The sequence below is a fragment of the Paenibacillus tritici genome (genome assembly GCF_013204885.1).
GTDB lineage: Bacteria > Bacillota > Bacilli > Paenibacillales > Paenibacillaceae > Paenibacillus_AQ > Paenibacillus_AQ tritici.
This window is the reverse complement of record NZ_JABMKX010000012.1, coordinates 58,126-81,589: the sequence shown is the minus strand read 5'-3', so window position 1 is coordinate 81,589 and position 23,464 is coordinate 58,126. Positions and strand designations below refer to the sequence as shown.

Below are 23,464 nucleotides of genomic sequence, written 5' to 3'. Positions count from 1 at the left end.
GGTGAATCTCTATAATTTATAGTGTATATTACGGGTGGAACTGAATTAAGACGGTGAGTATTACATTTCTGGTTATTAGAAATTATCAATATGAAGGAAGGTTATTGATTAATGATACCACAACCAAACGAAGATCGGAAACAGATCCTTTGCTATACAAGGCTGCCGCAGGAGGATATAGTGTACTCCACGAAGCTTGCCTACAGTATGCACCTGGCCTACAGCGAGGATGGGCTGCATTATCAGGCATTGAATCATAACTCGGGTGTTCTGTTCGCCAAGGCAACAGAGAATGAAGATGGCACACTCCGGGCCAAAAGCCTGAAGAATCCGTATCTCTTCCTTCTGGCTGACGGGAATTACGGCGTAATTGCTGTTCGTACGGAGGCAGACGGCGAAGCCGACGAACAGAGCAAGGGGAAGGTGCTGCTATTTTCCTCTGCGGATCTGCTGCAATACAGCGAGGTTGGACTGCTGGAGCTTAAGGCGGATACCTTTGTAAGCGATGTCTCCTGCACCTACGATCCGGACGGGAACGGTTACCAGATCCATTGGATAGATGAACAGGGTAAGGGGTATGAGAATTTCATCGCTGATGTGATGAGTCTCCGGAATGTCTCGGCACCGCAGGAAGCAGAGCCGTTCACTCTGGATACCGTGGATGCTGATATCGAAGGGATGCTGCCGCGCAATGTGATCTCTGTCTCCGCAGAGACCGGCCGCAGACTCTACTGCAAGCTTACGGTTCCAGAGAATATCGCTGTCGTAGTACCGGACCGTGTGAATGCGGCATCGGTGGAGGATGTGGAGGCAGTCCGGGCAACAGCCTTATACAGTGATGGTACGCAGGCTACCAAAAGAGTTCATTGGAACACGGATGCCATCAACTGGGACGAGGCCGGAACCTACAGCATCTCCGGGAAGATTCATCAGGAGCACTTTCCATTCCCGATTGCACTTAACCGTGCGGACCCCTGCATTGTAGGGTGGAAGGGAAAATATTATTTCATTGCGACCAATGATGCGGATAAGGAACATACGTTGTATATGAGGGAAGCCGATACAATTCCCGGGCTGGTGACAGCCGAGGAAGCCCTGATCCTCGATTCCTCCACGTATGAAGAGATTGGCGGCCTGCTGTGGGCGCCCGAATTCCATATCATTGAAGACGAGTTGTATATTTTCCATGCCGCAACACCCGGCGAGTTCTTCCATGAGGAATCGCATGTGATGAAGCTGAGCCCGGGCGGGAAACCCATGAGTGCTGAGGACTGGTCCAAGCCCTGCCGGGTAGTGAAGAAGGACGGCAGTTATCTGTGCGAGGCGGGCAAAACGATTTCTCTGGATATGACGGTCATCCGCTGGAACGGCCAGCTCTATGCCGCATGGTCGGAGCGTCAATTCCTGCCGGTCGATCTGGGAGCCTGGGTCTATATTGCCACGATTGACCCGCAGGAGCCGTGGAAGCTGACCAGTGATCCGGTGCTGCTGACCCGGCCGGATTACGGCTGGGCCAATAACCATACGTTCGTGGATGAAGGTCCGTTCGCACTGTACACCGATGACAAGCTGTATGTAACTTTTGCCAGCGCGGCGGTGGATGCCACCTATGTAGTCGGTCTGCTGACTGCAGATAAGGGGGCGGATCTGCTGGATATCAAAAGCTGGACTAAAGGCAATTATCCGCTGCTGACCTCAAGAAGTGTACCAGGGGAATACGGGCCGGGCCATAATTCCTACGTGACGGACGAGGACGGAGTCATCTGGAATGCCTATCATGCCAGACCGGGAATCGACGGACCGCGAAGCTCCGGCCTGCGCCGGGTGCATTTTGACATTGATGGCGCTCCTGTTCTGGATCTCACAGAGGATAAGGACCTGAATCCTGAACTGAAGCAGGTATCCATGGAAGTAATCGTAGGTTAGACTGCAGGTGGCTAACCGTATAAGCGTCTCACTATAATCCTGGAACCCTTGACCCTTCACATAGGCCGGAGGTTCCTTGGTTTCGGAGTTGCCGTTAACACGGAGCAGACAACGCTATCAATCTACTAAAGCCATTCCTATAAATGGTATAATGATTTGCAGATGACTTGTAGGGAAGAGGAGGATTTATATAATGGAATATCATGTTGCTATTCAAGGGAGCGATCAGGCGCCGGGTACGGCAGAACAACCTTTCCGCTCCATTTCCCGCGCTGCGGCGCTTGCACTGCCGGGAGATATTATTACAGTACATGCGGGGATCTACAGGGAATGGGTCAGTCCCGCCAATGGCGGCACGGAGGAACAGCGGATTGTCTATCAATCTGCAGGAGATGGGGAAGTGGTGATAACCGGTGCTGAGCCGGTAGCCGACTGGCAAGATGAAGGAGATGGTGTCTGGAGCACGAAGGTGCCTAATACCCTCTTTACTGTCCGCAACCCTTATAAGGTTAAATTATACGGAGACTGGCTGTTTGAAGGTGCGTTCGAGCCGCATTTGGGAGATGTATACCTTGACGGCAAATCCCTGTATGAATGTGATGGAGTGGACAAGCTGCGTAATCCCGAGGTATGGCCGCAGGCCAAATATGCGGAGGATTCTTTGCTGCAGTGGTATGCGGAAGCTGATGCTGCCTTCACCCGAATCTGGGCGAATTTCGGCGGCAGAGATCCTCGCAATGAGAACGTGGAAATTAATGTCCGCCCCTATTGCTTCTGGCCTGAGAAGACCGGCCGCAGCTACATAACGGTCAGGGGCTTTACGCTCCGGCAGGCCTCGCCGCAGTGGGCACCGCCAACGGCGTTGCAGGAAGGGCTTATAGGTCCTCATTGGAGCAAGGGCTGGATTATTGAAGATAACCATATCAGTGAGTCCAAATGCACAGGGATCAGTCTTGGCAAAGAAATATCGACCGGACATAACGAATGGTCGGATCGCCGCAGCAAAGGCGGAACGCAACGCGAGCAGGAGGTTATTTTCCGGGCGCTGCGCCAGGATTGGCATAAGGACAACATTGGAAGTCATATCGTCCGCAACAATGTCATTCACGATTGTGAGCAGGCTGGAATCGTTGGACATTTAGGCGCCGCTTTTAGCCGGATCTATCAGAACCGCATTTATAACATCCACCACAAACGTATATTCCACGGCGCAGAGGTGGGGGGAATCAAGCTTCATGCCGCGCTGGACACACAGATCTGTGAGAACGCCATTTATAGCTGCTACCGCGCGTTATGGCTGGATTGGCAGGCGCAAGGCACCCGTATCAGCCGGAATATTTTTTATGATAGTCTGTCCGAGGATTTCTTCATGGAGGTCTGCCATGGCCCTTATATGGTCGATCACAATCTGTTCCTGTCGCCGATGAACTTCCGTAATATGGCCCAAGGCGGGGCGTTTGTTCACAATTTGTTCGCCGGCAAGTTTGTGGTGCGTTCTGAGCTTACCCGCTATACTCCGTACCATATGCCCCATGAGACGGCGGTAGCCGGGTACAGTAATTTCACGGGCGGCGACGACAAGTATTACAACAATATCTTCCTGCGTGATGACGATCCGGGCAACGAGCCGCTGCCGATGACGTTCTTCGAGCATCTTCCGCTTGCTTCAAGAGAGAGCCTTAACGATAACGGTGAACGGATGATGGACGGTATCCCGGATAATTCCCGCTGTTATCTCCATCCTGTCGGGCTGGGCGGGTACAACGATTATCCGGGTTCCCTGGACAAGCAGTGGTGGGAATACACCAAGGAAGAGATTAAGGCGATGGTTGAAGCCGGGAAGCCGTTCCATCCCGAACAGATGGCGCTGCCTGTAGCGATCCAGGGCAATCTGTATTTGAAAGACGCTGTGCCGGGTACGCATGAGCCGAATGCTAAGGTCTATGCCGATAAGGGACTTGAGATCGAGGTTGATCCGGCTTCGGGCAAGGTGCAGGTGCACATTGTGAACCCTGAGCTGCTGCGTGCAGCAGCGCCTACAGTAGTCACCACGAATCTGCTGGGCAGAACCCACCATGCCGAGATGTATTATGAGGAACCGGATGGCTCCCCTTACCGTTTCGACCGTGACTTCTTCGGTAAGCAGCGCCCGGATACCCGTGTGACTCCCGGACCGTTTGAATTATTGGATAATAGTCCAGTGAAGATTGTGCTGTAACAGAGATTACTGCAAGCTTGTCCCTGGGGACAGGCTTTTTGCTGTGTCCTATGCAGAGTGCAATAGAACAAATTGTTATAACAAATCTATACCTATAAAAAGGAAGACTATCATATATAATTGAAACGAAGTGAAATTATGAGAGCAGAATGGAGAAGAAGGAATGAATGAAAAGTATAGTGACACCACGGAAAGTTTCAGCAATGTCCGTACCTTTTTAAGAAAAATGGTAACCTTGACAGGTAAGCTTCAAACTTGGGAATTTGTCAGATTTGAGTTCTGGAATCGGTACGAAGCTCCCAAAAGTGTAGACCCTAATTTCATGGAGCATAATGCACACCTATGGAAGAATGAAGCCGGTGAGATAACAGGTCTGTTCATTTCCGAATCTGGGGGCAGTTTCTTTAGTTTAATCGTTCATCCGGATTACCCGCATCTGGCGGGTGAGATGGTTGCATGGACCCGGAATGTATGGGGCAAGGAGAAAAAGAAGCTCAACACCGATTGTTATCCCTATGGTCTGGAGGTTCAGGCATTATTAGACCATGGTTTTGTGCAGGATTCCCATATCGGAAATACAAGAAGATACGATCTTATGCATACTGAGTACACTTTGAACCTGGAAGTAGGCTTCTACATCCGGTGCATGGCGGAAGGGGCAGACGAAGAATCGAAGGGCGAGTTGATTGAAAAGATCTTCTCTCCGTCTGATTCCGGCCCAGTCAAGGTAGAGTATTGGAGGAAAACTCTGCCGTCCTATCTTGCGGAGCTTGATTTCTCTGTGGTTGATGATAAGGGCCGGCATATTGCCTTCTGTTTCGGGTTCGTGGATCAGGATAACGGGATTGCGGTCATAGAGACCATTGGGACCCACCCCGATTACCGGAAACGCGGATTCGGCAAGGCGGTTGTGACTGCCTGCTTCTTGCGGCTGAAGGAGCAAGGTGTGACAACTGCTTATATTACAGGTTTTTCTGCTGAGGCTAATGCTCTATATCAATCCCTGCTGCCTGTAGAGACTACTCCTATTCATTCATATGTATACGAAAGTTAAATACAGTCGGGACTGTACAATGTAGAAGGCCGTTTATCCTACATATATATTTCTCTTATATTTCTCTGCAACAGGTTCCTCAGCAGGATTTTACACTTTGTTTATCGAATAAACAAAGTGTGCAGTATACATACATTCACAGAGAGGAATGAGGGCCATTGAACGGGAATAATCTGAAGTATTTGACACAAAAGCCAGGCTATGAACAGGAGAGGGAAGGAATCAAGCGTGGCGAGATCACGATGATAGAATATCCCTCTGCCACAGTAGGCAACACCCGGAAGGCCCGGGTATATACACCGCCGGGATATTCCAGCGCAGAGAAATACAGCGTCTTATACCTGCTGCATGGGATCGGCGGGGATGAGGACGAATGGTATATTCACGGAAAACCGCAGATCATCCTGGACAATCTGTATGCCGATCAGTTGCTGAAGCCAATGATTGTTGTGCTGCCTAACGGCCGCGCGATGCTGAATGACCGGCCGGAAGGCGATATTTTTGCTCCTGACAAGGTGGCGGCCTTTGCAACATTTGAGTCCGATCTGCTGAACGATCTTATCCCTTATATAGAAGCGAATTATTCAGTCCTGACAGACCGGATGTATCGTGCCCTGGCCGGATTATCCATGGGTGGCGGGCAATCGCTCAACATGGGATTGAACAACCTGGACCGGTTCGCCTGGATCGGGGCGTTCTCCCCAGCCCCCAATACAAAGGAGCCGGAACTGCTGGTGCCCGATCCGCAGAAGGTGTCCGCAGCGCTTAGCCTGCTCTGGTTATCCTGCGGAGATCGGGACAGCCTCAAGTATGTCAGCGACCGCACCCATGCCTATTTCGCTGAGCATAACGTACCGCATATCTGGGTGGAAGAGCAGGGCGACCACGACTGGCCGGTCTGGAAGAACGGCCTGTATCAGTTCTCGCAGCTTATTTTCTCCTAATCCACTCACCTACGTCCACCGATCGCACAAGACTGCACGGTACGCGATCATGAGGACATTGTGAGGAAATAGCAGTTGGATTTTATACACTTGCTGGTGGACAAACTTGCCTTCCGGGAACAGTAGTTGGAAAAACAACACTTAATCCATCACAATTCAACCAAATTGGGAAAAACAATGAAATTAGATGCTGTTTTTCCACTTGCTTATCTGCAAACGACGGAAACCGCTAATTTAAGCTACCTTTTTCCACTTGCTTGCCGACGAGGGGGCTTAATTGCCTGGAGCACGGTAGGCAGGTTGGTAGTGAGGGGGCGATTGGCTGGTTAGGAGTAGGCAGGTTGGTGGTGAGGGCTTGATTGGCTGGTTAGGAGTAGGCAGGTTGCCGACGAGGAACTCAATTGGCCGGAATTGGGCGGCACTAGGCCGGAGAAGTTGCTTTACATACTTAAGCGCGAAAAAGGCAGACCCAAGCCATGTAGATGGCTCTGGGGCTGCCTCTTCTTTTACTTTTACAGCTTACGCAGTAACGCTCATTTGCTTACTTATTGGCAATGGCATCGGCACGCATTTTGACGATTTTGTCTGCTCTTTCTTTGTCCACAGCGAAGACATCATTCCAGCCGAGGCCTTCGACATCGCTCTTGAGCTTCGTCCAGAGCTGGTCGAATTCGGCCTGATCCTTGGCGAAGATCATTTTCCAGGAGGTGTTCTTGACATAATCGGAGATCTGGCTGCGTTTGTTCTTGACCTCTGAAGAATCGGAGCCGAGACTTGTGTTGATGTTAGGTACGATATCAATCATGTTGTTCTTCTGATAGTATTCGGTCGGAGTGGCCGCGTCATAGGTCTTCTGCCAGTCTGTAGTCAGCGCTGTTTTGTTGGCTTCGATGGTGGAGGCCCAGTAGGTGCTGTTGTAGAATTCCTTGGTATCAGGGTCGACTACGAAATCACTCATAATCATCGAGTTCACCTTGCTCTGGCCGTCCTGATAACCGCCGCCGCCGTACTCATCCGGGACAGGGGTATTTTCCTGGAATGCTGTTTGGCCGACTTCGGTCAGCTTGAATTTGCCGTCAGGTGTTTTTTCATAGTTGAAGCCTTCGAAGCCGTTGGTGTAGTAGCGCAGACCTTCAGGAGAAGACATCCAGTCCATCAGTTCCATGATTCTTTCCGGTTCTTTCGCTTTGGCGCCGATGGCAAATACTCTTCCGTTCCCGAAGTAAGCATCACTGTTCTGAATCAGGTGGGTGTCCGCAATTGGAACGGCTACGTTGCCGTCGCCCTGGTTGCCTCTCTCAATCGTGTTGTAGAAGCCTCTCTGCCAGGAATACCACAGGAGCATTACCTGCTTGTTGGTCAGCTTCTCAGATACCTTGTTCCAGTCCTGGGAAGGAGAGTCCGGGTCGACGAGGCCCATCTTGTTGGCATCATAGTAGAATTGCAGAATTTTCTTGTACATACTGTTGTCGTCCACAATCGGAACGATATCACCTTTGGCATTCAGTTGAATGGTTGTCGTTCCATTCGGCTGCTCGAAGCCATACCAGTTGCTCAGCCAGCGGACATTCTCCATACTCCCCCCGTCCCAGTCCTTCCACAGGGTAATCGGAACAATCGGCTTGCCGTCCGGGGTCTTCGGATATTTGGCCTGCATGTCCTTCAGGGCGGTCATCAGATCGTTCAGATTGTTCAGCTTAGGCGCGCCGATTCCCTTGTAATAGTCCCAAGGCAGAATCGGGCTGGAGTAGGGCAGCTCTTCTGAGAAGGTCGTTGGCGAAGTATCGGCGGTGAAGGCCGGCAGGGCATAGATTTTACCATCGGGATTCTGCTTCTCGAAGGCCACATTGAACGGCTTGAAGTGATTGTCTACATACTTGGACAGATGCTCCGTATTCTTGATCAGGTCCGTAAGATCCATAATCATCCCCGCCGGAATCAATTCCTCAAGCTGGCTGTTCTCAATAATCAGCAGGTCTCCGAGGTCTCCCGAGGCCGAACGGGTCTTGTACAACTGATCGCCGGCTACCTGTGGAGCCAGAATGTTCAGTGTGATATTGAACTTGTCTTTGAGCAGCTTGCCGTACCACCCGGTCTGTTCACCCTGATAGTTCGCTGCGTTGTCGAATACCGTAATGGTTAGTGGTTTGCTGTGATCAATGCCTGTACTTGTGCCCGGATCGGATGACTGCGCAGGTGTCCCTGGTTCGGCCGTCCCGGCAGCAGGTCCTGCATTGTTGGAATTCCCGCTGCATCCGCTTAGTACCGTTGTTACCAGCAGGATGGTCGTCCCGAGCAACAGCGTGTACTTTCTTCCCAGCTTAAGGTGTGTTCTCATGAGTAGCCCCCCGAATGATTAATGTATCATAATGGCGCAGGCGTATCAGCCTTTGACTGCACCAATTATAATTCCTTTGACGAAAAATCTCTGGAAGATCGGATAGACCAGCAGAATGGGTGCGACTACGATAATGGTAACCGTCATGCGGATGGAGGTAGAGGTCTGCTTGGTCGCCAGTGTAGCCATCGCCGTAGATCCGGCATTCTGCAGATTGACCATGGTGGACAAGGAGCTCGCCTGATTGATGTAGTTATACAGAATGAACTGCAGGCTGTATAACTTGCTGTCTGTCACCAGGAGCAGCGTGTCCTGGAAGGAGTTCCACTGGTTGACCGCCGAGAAGATGGCAACGGTTGCAAGGATCGGCTTGCTGATCGGCAGAATGACCTTGTAGAATATTGTGAAAATCCCGGCACCGTCAATGCTGGCCGCCTGCTGGAGCTCCTTCGGTGTAGCTTCCACGAAGGTTTTGACCAGGATAATGAAGAAAGGAGCAACAACGGACGGAAGAATGTAAGCCAGGAAGTTGTCCGTCAGATGCAATGATCTCATGGTCAGATACCACGGGATGATCCCGGCATTGAAGAACATCGTGATGATGGTGAAGCGGTACCAGAATTTCTTGCCCCACATGTCCTCCTGGGCGAACATGAATCCGAGAAAGGCCGAAGCGCCGACCGTCAGCAGCGTACCGATCACCGTTCTTCCGAGGGAGATCATAAACGCATTGCCCAGACCCGGGATTTTGAAGACATCGACATAGTTCTGGAAATGAATCCCCTTCGGCCAGAAGATAATCTCACCCTTGGCACTGAGGTCGTTCGCGCTGATGGTATTGATAATGATCGAATAGAACGGATAAACGCAGATGAAGGCGAACAGTGAGAACAGGATATAGATAATAGTAGAGATGATTTTATCGGTAGCGCTGACTTGCATTTTGACCGTTTTTTTGGTGATGTCGATCTCCCGGGTGTTTGGCGTAAGACTGGTCTGGTTGTCACTCATACAATGCCCTCTCCTCTCAGCATTTTGGACAGCCCGTTCACCGAAAAGAGAAGCACCACGCTAATCACACTCTTCAGCATACTGATCGCAACGGAGACGGAATAGCTGCCGCCGCCCATGGCGAGGTTATACACATATAGATCAAGAACCTGAATAGTGTCCTTGTTAAACGCATTCTGGAACACGAAATATTGCTCCAGTCCATTGTTCAGGAAGCTGGCAATCTGGAGCATCAGCAGGACGAAGTAGGTTGGCATCATACTTGGCAATACGACATGCCGGATTACCTGCATCCGGGTGGCACCATCCACATAAGCCGCTTCATACAGCGACTCGTCAATGCCCATGATGGCGGCTATGTACAGGATTGCTGACCAGCCGAGTGTCTTCCAGGTCGCCCAGAACCACATGGTAAGCCAGACATGATCCGAGCTCTGCAGGAATAGCACAGGCTTATCCGACAGCCCCGTCATGTGTAGGAAGCCGTTGACCATACCTTCACTGGAGAACATGGAGAAGGCCAGGGAGTAGACGAGTACCCAACTGATGAAGTTAGGCAGCGTGGTTACGGTCTGAATGAATTTACGGAAGCGGACGGCCTTGATCTCGGTCAGGAAGATGGCGAAGATCATAGGCAGCCAGGAGAAAAGAATACCCAGTCCGCTGATGCCGAAGGTGTTCCAGATGACCTGCATCAGCTGATCAATCTTGACCTGATTCTCAACCAGAGAGTGAAACCATTTGAAGCCGACAAACGGTGATTGGGACAACGGAATAGGCGGGGTGTAGTCGAAGAAGGCGTATACCCATCCATAGAGCGGGTAATACGCAAATACTGCAAGTAGAATCATAAAGGGCGAAATGTAAAGAAATTTCCGGAAAGAATTGCTTCTTATGCTCTGACTGCGCATAGCATCGCTCCTTATCGAATTCTCTTTGTTCCTTGCCTTATTGGTAACGCTTTCATTATATGAGACCTATAATAAATTATCGTCAACCTTCTAACAATGACCGATCCTCACCATTTATTGATCTATTGTCAGGTAAAAGCTGGATACAGGGGGATAAGAGGAGCCGTGCCTGCTTGAAGTCAGCAGACACGGCTCCGGCCCGGGTCAGGCGGTGATGAAGCATTGCTTGCGGTATTCGTTGGCGCTTGCTCCGGTGTAGGCTCTGAATTTTTTGTAAAACCAGTCGATTTCGGTATATCCTACAGCGTCTGCAATCTCATAGATCTTCATGTCAGTCGTCTCCAGCAGCAGCTTCGCCTTCTCCATCCGCTGCCGCAGCAGATATTCGTTGAAGGACATATTCTCCTGCTGTTTGAATTTCTGTCCGAGATACGCGCAGTTGAAGTTCAGGGAGTCGGAGATCCGCTTGAGTGTAATATTATGATGGAGCTGCTCCTCCACGTACTGCTTGATCGTACTGACGATCGGACACGGAGAGGGCGGCTCTTTTTCATTTTGAATGGCGGGCTCCGCATAATCCCGCTGCGCAGCAGCCGGTCTGTCCGCCGGAGCAAAGCCCCGTCTAACCGTCTCCAGACTTCTGCCCAGCTCCGCCGGATCCACCGGGTCGGTCAGGTAATCGCTTACATTATAGAGCAGCGCCTGACGCGCCAGTTCGAAATCCCCGCTGCCCCCGAGAAGGATAATCGGAACGGAGCTGCCCTGCCTGATCTGTTCACAGAGTCTCATGCCCGGTGTATGGGTGCCCCGGATATTCAGAAGAACCAGTGAAATCCCCTCGCTGCGGATCAGCCGGAGAATATCGGAAGAATAATCAGCATGCGCATGTATGATGAAATTCTTAAGCCTGCTCCCTGCCATATAAGAAGCGATCTCCCGCACATGACGGTTACGCTCTACACACAAGATTCTGTACAACATGAAGACCCCGCTTTCTTAAGAGAAGTTAAGGCTGCCTCCATTCATTATGTGCAACAGAGCGAAGGGCTACAATGTGCAATTCTTGCACCAGGCTCCATTTGTTTACCTGATCGGAACTGCGTTGCCCGGTGTGTAAGGGCTTGCCGGCCGGACCTATAATTTGACAGGTGAACACCTGAAGTTAGACAGGTTGTTGCCTGAAAATGTAAGCGCTAAACTTTCGAGGTAAGTCATTCATATTTGGGGGGGCACATCATGCGGACCAAAAAGGTAATGTCAGTACTCATTAGTATGTTGTTAGTGGCTGCAACGACGGCATGCGGCGGAGGATCAGGGAACGGCGGGAATGCCGGGGGCGGGGCGTCAGCGAAGCCGGCAGCTTCGGCGAATGCGCCGGCGGCAGAGGCAACGCCTGAAGCTTCAGCAACCGCAGAGCCGACCACTGCCACACCGGAGATGGATTTCGATATGGGCGGCAGAACGATCAAGATTGTCTCCTGGTGGGATATGACGATCCCGGAGGACAACCCGGACAATATCCAGCGCTCGAAGAATCTGAAGGAACTCCAGAAGAAGCATAATTTCAAGGTTGAATATGTGGCGCTGGACTTCGGAGAATACCAGAAGAAGGTTGTAGCTTCACTGGTGGCCGGTGAGCCGCTTGGAGACATTGTCAGAATGGGCAAGGCCTATATGATTCCGGCGCTGACCAAGCAGGATCTGTTCTGGCCGGTTGATGAGTATACGAAGAATGAGAATGCCTTCAACCAGCAAATGACGAAGGAATTCTCACAATACAACGGCAAGGGCTATGGATTCTCGGAGAATGCGGGCAATCTGATCAGCGGTGTGTTCTATAACCGGACCTTGATGAAGAAGCTGGGCATGAAGCCGCTTCAGGAATATGTTAACGAGGACAACTGGAACTGGGAGACTTTCACCCAAGTGGCCAAAGAAGCGAATAAGGATACGGATAACAACGGTAAACTTGATGTCTGGGGACTGGCCTCAGGCGGATTCCTGGAAATGGCACTGGCCTCCAACGAGACCGATCTGACGGTAGACGACAAGCAGAATCTCGATGATCCCAAGGCGCTGGAGGTCTTCAAGTTCATCTCGAAGCTGGGTGCCGAGAAGGTAGCCAGACCGACAGAAGGCGGCGACTGGCAGGAACCGGCGCAGTTCTTCCGCCAGGGGAACACTCTGATGTATGCGGGAGCGGATTATGAGGCAAATGGCTTCAAGACGGATATGAAGGATTATGATATCGGCTTTGTTCCTTTTCCCAAAGGCCCGAATGCGACCGAATATCACAGTGTAGAGTCCAATGTCCAGTTCCTGACGATCCCGAAGAAGGTCGAGAATCCGGAATGGCTGCTGTATATCTGGGAGAAGATCAACGACATCGAGTCGATCTACGATTATCCTAAGCAGGCTTCCCTGGAGAGTACGTATGACAACGAAGATGATATCAATAATGCCAAGATGGTAGAGGGCGGGATGCTGTTAACGAACCATAACACCTTCTCGACCATGCCGTACTATGAGCTGCTTGACGAACTGAAGAAGGGAACTTCAGCCTCCACGGTTATCCAGAAGTACAAGGCCAAGGTCCAGGCTTCTGTGGACGCCGTATACAAAAAATAACCGGATACCCGGATGGAACAACAGTCCCCGGCGGACTGTTGTTCCCATTTTCGCTGACATTAGACTTATGATCCAGCGCTTAAGGGGAGGAGAACGTTGAATATTCGAAATAGGAGCACAGCGATAATATTGGTTGTTGTCCTGCTGGCCGGGACGATCTGGATCTTGAATTCCCCGGGGCAGCCTGTTCATTCCGATTCTCCGGCGGCGGGCAAGTTCACTGCCGTCCTGCAGGAAGCGGAGGAAGGCAGCTATGAAGCTTATCTGAAGCAATACGGGAACGCTGCACGGCCAGAGCGGGAGCTCCGCATTGAGGGGGAGGACTATTCCCGCAATCAGGGTGACCTCTTTGAAGTCAAAGCGCAATACGAGGGGCTTGACGGCACGGCGGTCATTACCCCGGAAGAGGGAACGATCTCCTGGGAGGTGCCGGTTCCGGAATCCGGACTGTATAACATCCGGGTTCATTATTACCCGGTGGAAGGCAAAAGCTCCTCCATTGAGCGTTCCTTCTCCATTAATCAGCAGATCCCGTTCAAGGGTGCGGACACATTATTGTTCGACCGGGTCTGGGGGAACCGTGAGGAGGTCATCAAGCAGGATGACCGCGGCAACGATCTCCGCCCCAGACAGGTGGAGCAGCCGGTGTGGCAGTCGACGGTGATTGCCGACAGTGAGGGCTTCTATGAGGAGCCGTATTCCTTCTATCTGGAGCAGGGGAAGCAGACCTTGTCGCTGAGCGCACTCCGCGAGCCGATGGCTATAGATTACATTGAGCTGTTCCAGGACCGGGAAGTGAGGCCTTATGCGGAGGCCAAGCAGGAGTATGAGGCGCAGGGCCTGAAGCCGGTAACCGAGCCTGATATCGAGGTTCAGGCCGAAGCGGCGTCCGCCAAATCCTCGCCCACCTTATACCCGCTGTCCGACCGCTCCAGCCCGGCGGTTGTTCCTTATGATGTCTCCAATTTAAGGATCAATACGATCGGAGGAGTGAACTGGAAGCTGCCGGGACAATGGATTGAATGGCAGATTGATGTTCCCGAAGACGGGCTGTACCGGATAGCGCTCAAGGAGAAGCAGAATCAGCTCCGGGGCGTCTATGCCAACCGCAGCTTGACGATTGACGGTGAATATCCATTCACCGAGATGAAGCAAATCCGGTTCAATTACAGTCCCGGCTGGCAAATGAACGTACTCGGCGGGGAGGAGCCTTACCTGTTCCATCTTACCAAAGGAACACACCGGCTAAGGCTGACCGTAACGCTGGGCGATATCGCGCCTCTGGTCCGTACCATTCAGTCCAGCGTCCTGACCCTGAATGAAATGTACCGTAATGTTCTGGCGATTACCTCTAATAATCCGGACAAATTCCGCGATTATCAGCTGGAGAAGCGGATACCGAATATGACCAAGGTATTCAAGGAGCAGGCAGAGATCATCCGCAGTGTCGGTGAATATCTGGAGCAGGCGACCGGAGAACGCAGCGACAAAGTATCGGTCCTGTACTCGATGGTGACCCAGCTGGAGGATATGGCAGAGCATCCGGATACGGTAGCCAAACGGCTGGTCTCCTTCAAAACAAATGTCGGCGGACTGGGCACCTGGATACTTAGCGTACGGGAGCAGCCGCTGACGCTGGATTCCCTGGTGGTCTCGGCACCCGGCAAGCCGCTGCCCCGTGCGCAGGCTACCTTCTTCCAGAAGCTGAAGCATGAGCTTAGAGCGTATGGCGCGTCGTATACCGCTGATTATGACAGCATCGGTAATGTGGCGAAGAATCAGAAGTCGATCACGGTCTGGATTTCGACCGGCCGGGATCAGGCGCAAGTGATGAAGAGCATGATTGACGACACGTTCACCCCGGATACAGGCATCTCCGTTGCACTGAGACTGGTGCCTCCGAACATTCTGCTGCCCGCCACCCTGGCAGGGGAAGGGCCGGATGTAGCCATGCAGATCGGCGAGGACCTTCCGGTTAACTATGCCATGCGTAAGGCATCTGCGGATTTATCCCGCTTCGCGGACTTCAAGGAGGTGGCCTCCCGGTTCCGGGACAGCGCCCTCACGCCTTACCAGTATAACGGAAGCGTCTACGGGCTTCCCGAGCAGCAGATCTTCCCGATGCTGTTCTACCGGAAGGATATTCTGAAGGAGCTTGGGCTGGAGCCGCCCACAACCTGGGAGGAGGTCTACAACGTAGTCTCCGTGCTGCAGCGGCATAACCTGGAGTTCTATCTGCCGCTGGAGGATACGCTGAACAATGCTACACTGGTGCCGAATGCGGCCTTCACCATGCTGCTCTATCAGAACGGGGGGCAATTGTATACGGACGACCAGAAGCGAAGCGCATTGAACTCGGAGACCTCCATGAGTGAATTCAACAAATGGACCCAGTTCTATACCAATTACAAGTTCCCGGTGAAGGTGGACTTTCCGAACCGCTTCCGGACCGGGGAGATCCCGATCGGGATTGCCGATTATACCATCTATAACAGCCTGACCGTGATGGCGCCGGAGATCCGTAACCTGTGGGAATTCGCGGTGGTGCCCGGAACGGAGCCGGCGGACGGTACGGTGGACCATAGCGTAGCCAGTCATACGACCGGCGTAATGCTGCTGGAGAATGCCAAGGACAAGGATTCGTCCTGGGAGTTCATGAAGTGGTGGACAGATAAGGATACCCAGGTCCAGTACGGCCGGGAAATGGAAGGGCTGATGGGGGCGGCGGCACGTTATCCGACCGCCAATATCGAGGCGCTGGAGGAATTGCCGTGGCCGGTGAAGGATTATACCCAGCTGGAGAACCAATGGCAATGGGTGAAGGGCAATCCGCAGGTTCCGGGCGGATACTTCACAGGCAGACATCTGGACAATGCGTTCCGCAAGGTGGTTAACGGGAACGTGAATCCGCGCGAAGCGCTGTCGGATTATCTGATCTATATTAACGATGAAATTCAGATCAAACGGAAGGAATTCAAACTTCCGTATTAGTTTGGAGGCTGTGAGCCGATGGTACAAATACACAATACCGCTGAACCAGCCTTACATGGGCTGGCCGGCGGTCCCGTCAAGGTGTCCCGCCGGGCGCAATTATGGAAAGATATCAAGAAGAGCAAGCATTATTATTTCATGATGAGTCCCTATATGATCATCTTCTTCCTGTTCACTGTGATCCCGGTGGTGGTCTCCTTCGGGCTAAGCTTCTTCTACTTCAATATGCTGGAGACGCCGCGGTTCGTAGGATGGGAGAACTATTCAAGGCTGCTTCTGGGCGACGATGTATTCATGATTGCGCTGAAGAACACCTTCCTGTTCGCAGTTATCACGGGTCCGTTAAGCTATATCGCCTGCTTCCTGTTCGCTTGGCTGATCAATGAATTGTCGCCCTTCGTCCGGGCGCTGATGACGCTGGTCTTCTATGCGCCATCCATCTCGGGCAATGTGTTCTTTATCTGGCTGATCGTATTCTCGGGGGACAGCTACGGGTATCTCAACGGCTTCCTGATGAAGATCGGGGTGCTGCTGGAGCCGATTCAATGGCTGCAGAATGAGAAGTACATTCTCGCCATTGTCATTATTGTGCAGCTCTGGCTGAGTCTCGGCACCAGCTTCCTGGCGTTCATCGCCGGACTTCAGACTGTGGACCAGACGCTGTTCGAGGCAGGAGCGATGGACGGGATCAGGAACCGCTGGCAGGAGCTGTGGTTCATCACGCTGCCGTCCATGCGGCCGCAGCTAATGTTCGGCGCGGTCATGCAGATTACCGCCTCGTTCGCGGTGGCCGAGGTCTCCATCGCGCTTGCGGGGTTCCCGAGCGTCAACTATGCGGGACATACGGTGGTAACCCATCTGATGGATTACGGGACGCTCCGCTTTGAGATGGGCTATGCTTCTGCCATCGCCACCATTCTCTTCGGCATTATGCTCGGAACCAATATGATGACCCAGAAACTGCTCAGAAAGGTGGGTGAATGACCCTGTATTCGAGAGTTATAGGGGCGTTTCGCCCTCAAAAAAGACTGAACCGGTCCTTTACGGTCAGCTTGATGCTGTTCGGCCTGCTGCTCGCCTTCGGCTCGTTCATGGTTCTCCCGCTGATCTATACCGTGAACAATGCCTTCAAGCCGCTGGATGAGCTGTTCATCTTCCCGCCGAGATTCCTGGTGCGGAACCCGACGCTGGAGAACTTCACCGATCTGGTCGTGATTATGGGGAATTCCTGGGTGCCGTTCACCAGATATGTAGCGAATACCCTGCTGATTACACTGGTAGGAACCGCAGGCCATATCCTGCTCGCTTCGGCTGCGGCTTATCCTTTGGCCAAATTCAAGTTCCCCGGCTCCAATATGCTGTTCAGGATTGTGGTGCTGTCCCTGATGTTCTCACCTCATGTGACGGCAATCCCCAATTACCTGGTCATGTCACAGCTCGGGTGGATTAATACACAGGCGGCGATTATCGTTCCTTCACTGGCCTTCTCGCTGGGGCTCTTCCTGATGAAGCAGTTCATGGAGCAGATCCCGGATGCGCTGATCGAAGCGGCCAAAATTGACGGTGCGAATGAATACCGCGTGTTCTGGCAGATCGTGATGCCCAATGTGAAGCCGGCCTGGCTGACGCTGATGATCCTGCAATTTCCGGCCCTGTGGGGCACGGATGGAGGCAGCTTCATCTACAGCGAGAACCTTAAGACGCTTCACTATGCGCTCAGCCAGGTGATCCAGGGCGGGATTGCCCGTGCCGGAGTGGGGGCGGCGGTGGCTCTGCTGCTGATGACTGTGCCGATCCTGTTGTTCATTATTTCACAGAGCAGTGTCATCCAGACGATGGCCACATCCGGTATGAAAGAGTAGAGAGGAGGAACGGTGACAATGGTCGCAAGGATAAAGAAACTGAGAACCGGCCTGCTGGCCTTGTGCTGCCTGGTCAGCCTGGGGCTTGGCGGAGAGCTTGCCTCGGCGGAGAGCGCAGCCCCTTCCTACAATTATTCATACTGGGGGTATAATGTGGCGGCTCCGTCCGCCTATCAGGCAAGCACATTAATCACGGGTGCAGGCTCCGGTGCGGGTGAGTTCAAGAATCCGCAGGATCTTCAGGTAACGGCCGACAAGCAGATCTATGTGCTGGACAGCGGCAATAACCGGTTTGTGATTCTGGATCAGAACTACAAATCCATAAAGACGGTAGACGCCTTCCAGTTCAAAGGGAAGGCGGAGAAGTTCAATAATCCCCAGGGGATTTATGTGACGCAGCAGAAGGAGATCTATGTTGCGGATACAGGCAATAAGCGGATTGTTCATTTCGATAGCGGCTTAAGTGTGGTCGGTATCATTGAATCACCGAAGTCGGAATTGCTGCCGGCAAGCTTTGACTTTCAGCCTGTCCGTGTAGCTGTAGACAAGGCAGACCGGATCTATGTGATGTCAGCCGGCGTATTCGACGGGTTCATGGAATTCGGTGCAGACGGAGCCTTCAAGTCCTTCACTGGCGCGAACCGGGTCCGTGTCGATGCTGTGGATTACTTCTGGAAATCCATATCGACCCAGGCGCAGCGTGAGCAGATGGTGATGTATACGCCAACCGAATTCACTAATCTGGATATCAATGATGAAGGCTTCCTCTACGCAACCAACGGGGACGAGTTCGGTGACCCGATCAAGAAGCTGAACGCGCAGGGGGCAGACATTCTGCGCAGAGAGGGCTATTACAAGCCGAGCGGCGATCTGCTCTACTCCACGCGCTCGGGCGGCGCTCCGCGCCTCGTGGATATTGATGTGAGCGACAGTGAGATCTATTCCGTGCTGGATGCCACCCGGGGCCGGGTGTTCACCTACAACGGGGACGGATATCTGATGCACATTATCGGCGGAATCGGGAACCGCCTGGGCGAATTCAACACCCCGGTTGCCATTGAGCACAGCGGTGACGATATCCTTGTGCTGGATCAGGCGCTGGGGGAGATTACGGTATTTCAGACTACAGAGTACGGAAGAATGCTGAACAGCGCAGTCAGAAGCTACTACAGCGGTGACGAGGAGATGGCCTATCAGCAGTTCAGCCAGGTTGTGAACCTGAATGCGAATATGGAATATGCTTATGCGGGCATAGGCAAGGCTTACCTGCGCAAAGGAGAGTACAAGGAGGCGACGGAGTATTTCAAGCGCAGCATGGACCGTCCCAACTATTCCAAAGCATTCCTGCTCTACCGCAAGGAAGTGCTCCGCGGACAATTCTCCACGATCATGACTGTTCTGATCACGCTGGCAGCCCTGTGGCTGGGCCTGAGAGTGTACCGGAAAATGAAGGCCAGAAAGAAGGTTGAGCTACATTGAACAGAGAAGCGCTGCAACATCCGCTGTACGTTATCGTTCATCCGTTCAACGGATACTGGGATCTCAAATATGAACGCAGTCAAAAAACGAGCCTGATGCTGTCCTTCGGCATTCTGTTTATGCTGATTCTGACCAATGTATTGGGCAGTCAATATAGCGGATTTCTGGTGAATCATAGTGATCCGAAGTATCTGAACAGTCTGATGGAAGCGGTCTATGTGCTGGTCCCCGTGCTCTTCTGGTGTGTGGCAAACTGGTCGCTAACCACGCTGATGGACGGGGAAGGGAAGTTCGTGGAGATTTTTATTACCACCTGCTTCTCCCTGCTGCCGATGGTGCTAATTAACTTCCCGTGGATCTGGATCAGCAATTACATCTCGGCGCAGGAAAGCTCCTTTTATTATTTCTTCAAAAACTTTGCCGTCATCTGGTCGGGCCTGCTGCTGTTCGTGGGCATTATGACCGTGCATCAGTTCTCCCCGTCCAAAACGGTCGGAACGATTCTGCTCACGGTGCTCGCCATGGCGTTCATGGCATTCCTGACCCTGCTGTTCTTCAGTCTGGTTCAGCAGATGATTGTGTTTATTTCAACCATATACCAAGAGATTGTCTTGAGAGGATAGGAGGAGGACCGGGAATGAGAAAGCCGTTAATCATGCTGCTCTCGATTCTCTTCAGTATGAGTGTGCTGGCAGGCTGTACATCGTCAAGCTCAGGCAGTCAGGCCGGCGGGCATGAACCGAATCTTGAAATGTCCTTTGAAGGGGGCGGTCTGAAGTCCGCCTTTGGCGATACAGCTGTGAATGGCATGAAGGGCGTTCTGGAGAATAAGCAGCTCCGGCTGTTTATGGATGAAGCTACCGGGGGCATCGCCGTCAAGAACCAGGCGGACGGAAGCATCTGGTATAGCAATCCTCCTGATCGTGAAGCCGATGCCAAGGCCAGCGGAGACAATAAAGACCTGTTATCCGCGCAGCTCAAGCTGGATTTCTACAATAATCTGGGCCAGGTCAGCTCTGTCAATTCGTATACGGACAGCGTGGCCCACAAGCAAATGAAGCTGGAACAGACGCCGGAAGGCGTCAAGGTCTTCTACCAGTTCGGAACGACCGCCAAGACGGCGGAGGATCTGCCCATGATGGTGGGCAAGGAGCGGTTCGAGGAGAAGATTGTGAGCAAGATGGATAAGACCGGGCAGCGGACGATGAAGATCGCCTACACCTTCGATGAGGAGAAGGGCGTGTATAAGCGTAACGATGAAGCGCTGAAGGGGCTGCAGCTGGATCGTACCCTGAAGGGCTTCGAGGAAGCGGGGTACACCGAGGAGGATCTGCAGCAGGATATCACCGAGAACAACCTGAGCCAGACTAAGCCGGTGCCGCGTATCTTCCAGCTCGCGATTGAATACTCCCTTGACGGGGATCAATTGGTAGTCAAGGTTCCGGCAGCGGACATAAGGTATCCCGCCGATTATCCGGTGAATGATATCTCCGTCCTCAGCTTCCTGGGGGCCGGCGGGAGTAAGGACTCCGGTTCCATCCTGGTGCCGGACGGCTCCGGGGCGCTGATTCATTTCAACAACGGCAAAACCCGGTACCCCGCGTACAAGCAAGCTGTATACGGCAAGGACGGGTCCATGGAGCTCACGGACGCCTATGCTCAGCAGCAGGAGGTGAAGCTGCCGGTGTTCGGCTTGATCCGCGAGCAAGGCGCGATGCTGGGCATTATTGAGCAGGGCGCATCGCTGGCCACGATTAACGCCGATACCAGCGGCAGATTGAACGGCTACAACTACGTGTATCCGAGCTTCACTCTGATCGCCAAGGGGGAGGTTACCCTGACGTCAGCCGAACAGAACCGTACCCTGCCAAGATTTCAGCAGGAGCCGCCCAAGACGGATTACGTCATCCGGTATGCGTTCCTGAGCGGAGACGAGGCGTCTTATCCCGGCATGGCGCAGTATTACCAGAACTATCTGACCCGGCACGGCGGACTGCCTGAGGCGCAGGCGGCGGGAACGCCGGAATCCCCTGTGAGTACGCCCTTTTATCTTGAACTGGTGGGCGGAATTACCAAGACGAAGCATGTGCTGGGCATTCCTTATCAATCGCTGGAGCCGTTGACCACCTTCGATGAGGCAGAGACTATTCTGAAACAGATGCAGCAGCGCGGCATTGACAATATCCGGCTGAAATATGCCGGCTGGTTCAACCGGGGCCTCGATCACAAGGTGCCGGACCGGCTGTCCGTGGACAAGGCGCTCGGCGGCAGCAAGGGGCTGAACCAGCTGACAGCGTTCGCCAAGGAGCAAGGTATTCAGCTATTCCCTGACGTTGCGCTGCTCAGAGCGAACCAGACCTCCGGCTTCAGAGTGAACCAGAAGGCTTCCCGGATGCTCAGTGAAATTCCGGCGGCCGTCTATCCGTACAATATGGCCTTGAACCGGCGGGACCGGACCGTCAGCCCGGCCTATATAATTTCACCGGCCAAGGTCGGCGGATATGTCGATGCCACGCTGAAGGGGATCGGGCCGTTTGATACCGGCGGCATCTCCCTGAGAGACATGGCCGATCAATTGAACAGTGATTTCCGCAAGAATCAGGAGATCGACCGGGCAGCGTCCGAGCAGATATCGGTCCAGTCGCTGGACCGGATCACCGGACAGTCGCTCCGTATTCTCGCGGACGGCGGGAATGCTTATGCGCTGCCGTATCTGACCGATATTACCAATGCACCGGTGTCCAGCAGCCAGTTCAAGCTGGAGGATGAGGAGATCCCGTTCTATCCGATGGTGGTGCGGGGGTATGTGAACTACACAGGCAAGCCGTATAATCTGTCCACCTTCACCAGCCCGAGACAATATGTGCTGAGAAGCCTGGAGTATGGGTCCGGCCTCTATTACGAGTGGATTCATGCGCCTAACTACAAGGTGAAGGATACAGACTTCGGCAACCTGTACGCGGTCAATTATGAACAATGGATCAATCAGGCCGCCGATATGTATCTGGAAGTCAACGCGGTGATGAAAAACGTGCAGAATCAGCGGCTGACCGGTCATGAGAAGCTGGCAGACGGTGTCTATAAAAGTACCTATGAGAACGGTCTGTCTGTCATCGTCAACTACAACCGGACGGCAGTCCTTGCCGAAGGACGCACGGTGGAAGCCGAAAGCTATATTACGGGTGGTGAGCAATCTTGAAATCCATACTGAGACTGAACCGCAGAACCTATAACGATCAAAAGGCATTAATGGGCTTCTTCTATGTGCTGCCCTGGCTGCTCGGCTTCATCTTCTTCTTCCTGATTCCGTTGTTGTCTTCGCTGCGCTACAGTCTAAGCTCGGTGCAGGCCAACTCCGACGGACTGATTATTCATTTCAGCGGCTTGCAGAATTATGTGGAGGCGCTGACGGTGAATACCGAATTCAACCGTTCGCTGGCCGATGCCATCCTGAATATGGTCATTAATGTGCCGCTCATCGTCATCTTCAGCCTGTTTCTGGCGGTGCTGCTGAATCAGAAGTTTATCGGCAGATCGCTGGCCCGGTCTATCTTCTTCCTGCCGGTTATTCTGGCCTCCGGGGTGATTCTGAGCCTGGAGAGCACCAGCCTGATTCAGGCCGTCAACGATCAGAATGCCGGGGCCGGTGCGATTCAGGGCCTGGGTACGTTCGAGCTGGAAGGAATGATGCTGGATGCGGGCTTAAGCGAATGGGTGGTTGATTATCTGACCAGCGCCGTGGGCCGAATATATGATATTGTCAGCCAGTCGGGTGTACAGATTCTGATCTTCCTGGCCGGCATCCAGACGATCTCGCCGCAGCTATACGAGGCTTCCAAGATGGAAGGGGCAACCGGCTATGAAGCTTTTTGGAAAATCACTTTCCCGATGGTCAGCCCGCTTATTCTGGTGAACGCCATCTATACAATTATCGACTCCTTCTCCAATAACGCCATGACCGATTTGATCCGGGAGACCGGCTTCACCCAGTTCAATTTCGGACTAAGCTCGGCGATGGCCTGGCTGTATTTCGCAGCCGTTGCCTTGATCCTGGCTGTCAGCAGCTACCTGATTTCGAGGAAGGTCTTCTATTATGATTAAA

The 23,464-nt window shown here is 52.8% G+C and carries 16 protein-coding genes; 12 read left to right on the top strand and 4 right to left on the bottom strand.

Annotated features, from left to right (window positions below):
* The first annotated feature begins 180 nt into the window (after window positions 1–180).
* From HQN87_RS21625 to HQN87_RS21610, 4 genes are all read left to right on the top strand, one after another.
* Window positions 181–1,926 carry a family 43 glycosylhydrolase gene (locus HQN87_RS21625; RefSeq protein ID WP_367272765.1) on the top strand — a complete coding sequence of 582 codons (1,746 nt, stop codon included), beginning with the start codon at window positions 181–183 and terminating at the stop codon, window positions 1,924–1,926.
* 193 nt (window positions 1,927–2,119) lie between these two features.
* Window positions 2,120–4,144: a right-handed parallel beta-helix repeat-containing protein gene (locus HQN87_RS21620; protein WP_173137542.1), complete on the top strand. Its 2,025-nt coding sequence runs from the start codon at window positions 2,120–2,122 to the stop codon at window positions 4,142–4,144.
* Between the two features lie 322 nt (window positions 4,145–4,466).
* Window positions 4,467–5,198, top strand: coding sequence for a GNAT family N-acetyltransferase (locus tag HQN87_RS21615; protein ID WP_173137540.1), 732 nt, complete (start codon window positions 4,467–4,469; stop codon window positions 5,196–5,198).
* Window positions 5,199–5,380: 182 nt separating this feature from the next.
* Window positions 5,381–6,142, top strand: a complete 762-nt coding sequence (locus HQN87_RS21610; RefSeq protein WP_367272764.1) for an alpha/beta hydrolase — start codon at window positions 5,381–5,383, stop codon at window positions 6,140–6,142.
* A gap of 541 nt (window positions 6,143–6,683) precedes the next feature.
* Here the strand turns inward: HQN87_RS21610 and HQN87_RS21605 are convergent.
* The 4 genes from HQN87_RS21605 to HQN87_RS21590 form a co-directional block, all read right to left on the bottom strand.
* Window positions 6,684–8,480 (bottom strand): type 2 periplasmic-binding domain-containing protein, encoded by a 1,797-nt coding sequence (locus HQN87_RS21605; protein ID WP_173137538.1) that lies wholly within the window; start codon window positions 8,478–8,480, stop codon window positions 6,684–6,686.
* A 45-nt stretch (window positions 8,481–8,525) separates the two neighbouring features.
* Window positions 8,526–9,491 (bottom strand): carbohydrate ABC transporter permease, encoded by a 966-nt coding sequence (locus HQN87_RS21600; protein ID WP_083684293.1) that lies wholly within the window; start codon window positions 9,489–9,491, stop codon window positions 8,526–8,528.
* Window positions 9,488–10,342, bottom strand: coding sequence for an ABC transporter permease subunit (locus HQN87_RS21595; protein WP_246553506.1), 855 nt, complete (start codon window positions 10,340–10,342; stop codon window positions 9,488–9,490). The genes HQN87_RS21600 and HQN87_RS21595 overlap by 4 nt, the downstream gene beginning before the upstream one ends.
* A 264-nt stretch (window positions 10,343–10,606) precedes the next feature.
* Window positions 10,607–11,383, bottom strand: a complete 777-nt coding sequence (locus tag HQN87_RS21590; RefSeq protein WP_254075603.1) for a helix-turn-helix transcriptional regulator — start codon at window positions 11,381–11,383, stop codon at window positions 10,607–10,609.
* Between the two features lie 255 nt (window positions 11,384–11,638).
* Between HQN87_RS21590 and HQN87_RS21585 the strand changes: the two genes are divergently transcribed.
* The 8 genes from HQN87_RS21585 to HQN87_RS21550 all read left to right on the top strand — a co-directional run bounded on the left by HQN87_RS21585 (window position 11,639) and on the right by HQN87_RS21550 (window position 23,463).
* On the top strand, window positions 11,639–13,030 hold the full coding sequence (locus HQN87_RS21585) for an ABC transporter substrate-binding protein (protein WP_173137534.1): 1,392 nt from the start codon (window positions 11,639–11,641) through the stop codon (window positions 13,028–13,030).
* 96 nt (window positions 13,031–13,126) lie between these two features.
* Window positions 13,127–16,021, top strand: coding sequence for an extracellular solute-binding protein (locus tag HQN87_RS21580; RefSeq protein WP_173137532.1), 2,895 nt, complete (start codon window positions 13,127–13,129; stop codon window positions 16,019–16,021).
* Window positions 16,022–16,039: 18 nt separating this feature from the next.
* Window positions 16,040–17,005 (top strand): carbohydrate ABC transporter permease, encoded by a 966-nt coding sequence (locus HQN87_RS21575; RefSeq protein ID WP_042235210.1) that lies wholly within the window; start codon window positions 16,040–16,042, stop codon window positions 17,003–17,005.
* A complete protein-coding gene (locus tag HQN87_RS21570) occupies window positions 17,002–17,883 on the top strand; it encodes a carbohydrate ABC transporter permease (RefSeq protein ID WP_042235212.1) in 882 nt (293 codons plus the stop codon). Before HQN87_RS21575 ends, HQN87_RS21570 begins: the two co-directional genes overlap by 4 nt.
* Before the next feature lie 18 nt (window positions 17,884–17,901).
* The gene (locus HQN87_RS21565; protein ID WP_173137530.1) at window positions 17,902–19,362 is read left to right on the top strand and encodes a hypothetical protein; all 1,461 of its coding nucleotides are present in this window, start codon (window positions 17,902–17,904) and stop codon (window positions 19,360–19,362) included.
* On the top strand, window positions 19,359–19,985 hold the full coding sequence (locus tag HQN87_RS21560) for a YIP1 family protein (protein ID WP_173137528.1): 627 nt from the start codon (window positions 19,359–19,361) through the stop codon (window positions 19,983–19,985). Before HQN87_RS21565 ends, HQN87_RS21560 begins: the two co-directional genes overlap by 4 nt.
* 14 nt (window positions 19,986–19,999) lie before the next feature.
* The gene (locus HQN87_RS21555; protein ID WP_173137526.1) at window positions 20,000–22,561 is read left to right on the top strand and encodes a DUF5696 domain-containing protein; all 2,562 of its coding nucleotides are present in this window, start codon (window positions 20,000–20,002) and stop codon (window positions 22,559–22,561) included.
* Complete coding sequence (locus tag HQN87_RS21550; protein ID WP_246553511.1) at window positions 22,558–23,463, top strand: carbohydrate ABC transporter permease; 906 nt, start codon at window positions 22,558–22,560, stop codon at window positions 23,461–23,463. Before HQN87_RS21555 ends, HQN87_RS21550 begins: the two co-directional genes overlap by 4 nt.
* The last annotated feature ends 1 nt before the right edge of the window (window position 23,464 follow it).

Bases quoted from the DNA above. Each gene is read 5' to 3' on its own strand.
- HQN87_RS21620 (WP_173137542.1), top strand. From the start codon at position 2,120: ATGGAATATCATGTTGCTATTCAAGGGAGCGATCAGGCGCCGGGTACG.
- HQN87_RS21575 (WP_042235210.1), top strand. From the start codon at position 16,040: ATGGTACAAATACACAATACCGCTGAACCAGCCTTACATGGGCTGGCC.
- HQN87_RS21555 (WP_173137526.1), top strand. From the start codon at position 20,000: ATGAGAAAGCCGTTAATCATGCTGCTCTCGATTCTCTTCAGTATGAGT.
- HQN87_RS21605 (WP_173137538.1), bottom strand. From the start codon at position 8,480: ATGAGAACACACCTTAAGCTGGGAAGAAAGTACACGCTGTTGCTCGGG.
- HQN87_RS21590 (WP_254075603.1), bottom strand. From the start codon at position 11,383: ATGTTGTACAGAATCTTGTGTGTAGAGCGTAACCGTCATGTGCGGGAG.
- HQN87_RS21595 (WP_246553506.1), bottom strand. From the start codon at position 10,342: ATGATTCTACTTGCAGTATTTGCGTATTACCCGCTCTATGGATGGGTA.
- HQN87_RS21585 (WP_173137534.1), top strand. From the start codon at position 11,639: ATGCGGACCAAAAAGGTAATGTCAGTACTCATTAGTATGTTGTTAGTG.
- HQN87_RS21600 (WP_083684293.1), bottom strand. From the start codon at position 9,491: ATGAGTGACAACCAGACCAGTCTTACGCCAAACACCCGGGAGATCGAC.
- HQN87_RS21615 (WP_173137540.1), top strand. From the start codon at position 4,467: ATGGAGCATAATGCACACCTATGGAAGAATGAAGCCGGTGAGATAACA.
- HQN87_RS21570 (WP_042235212.1), top strand. From the start codon at position 17,002: ATGACCCTGTATTCGAGAGTTATAGGGGCGTTTCGCCCTCAAAAAAGA.
- HQN87_RS21565 (WP_173137530.1), top strand. From the start codon at position 17,902: ATGGTCGCAAGGATAAAGAAACTGAGAACCGGCCTGCTGGCCTTGTGC.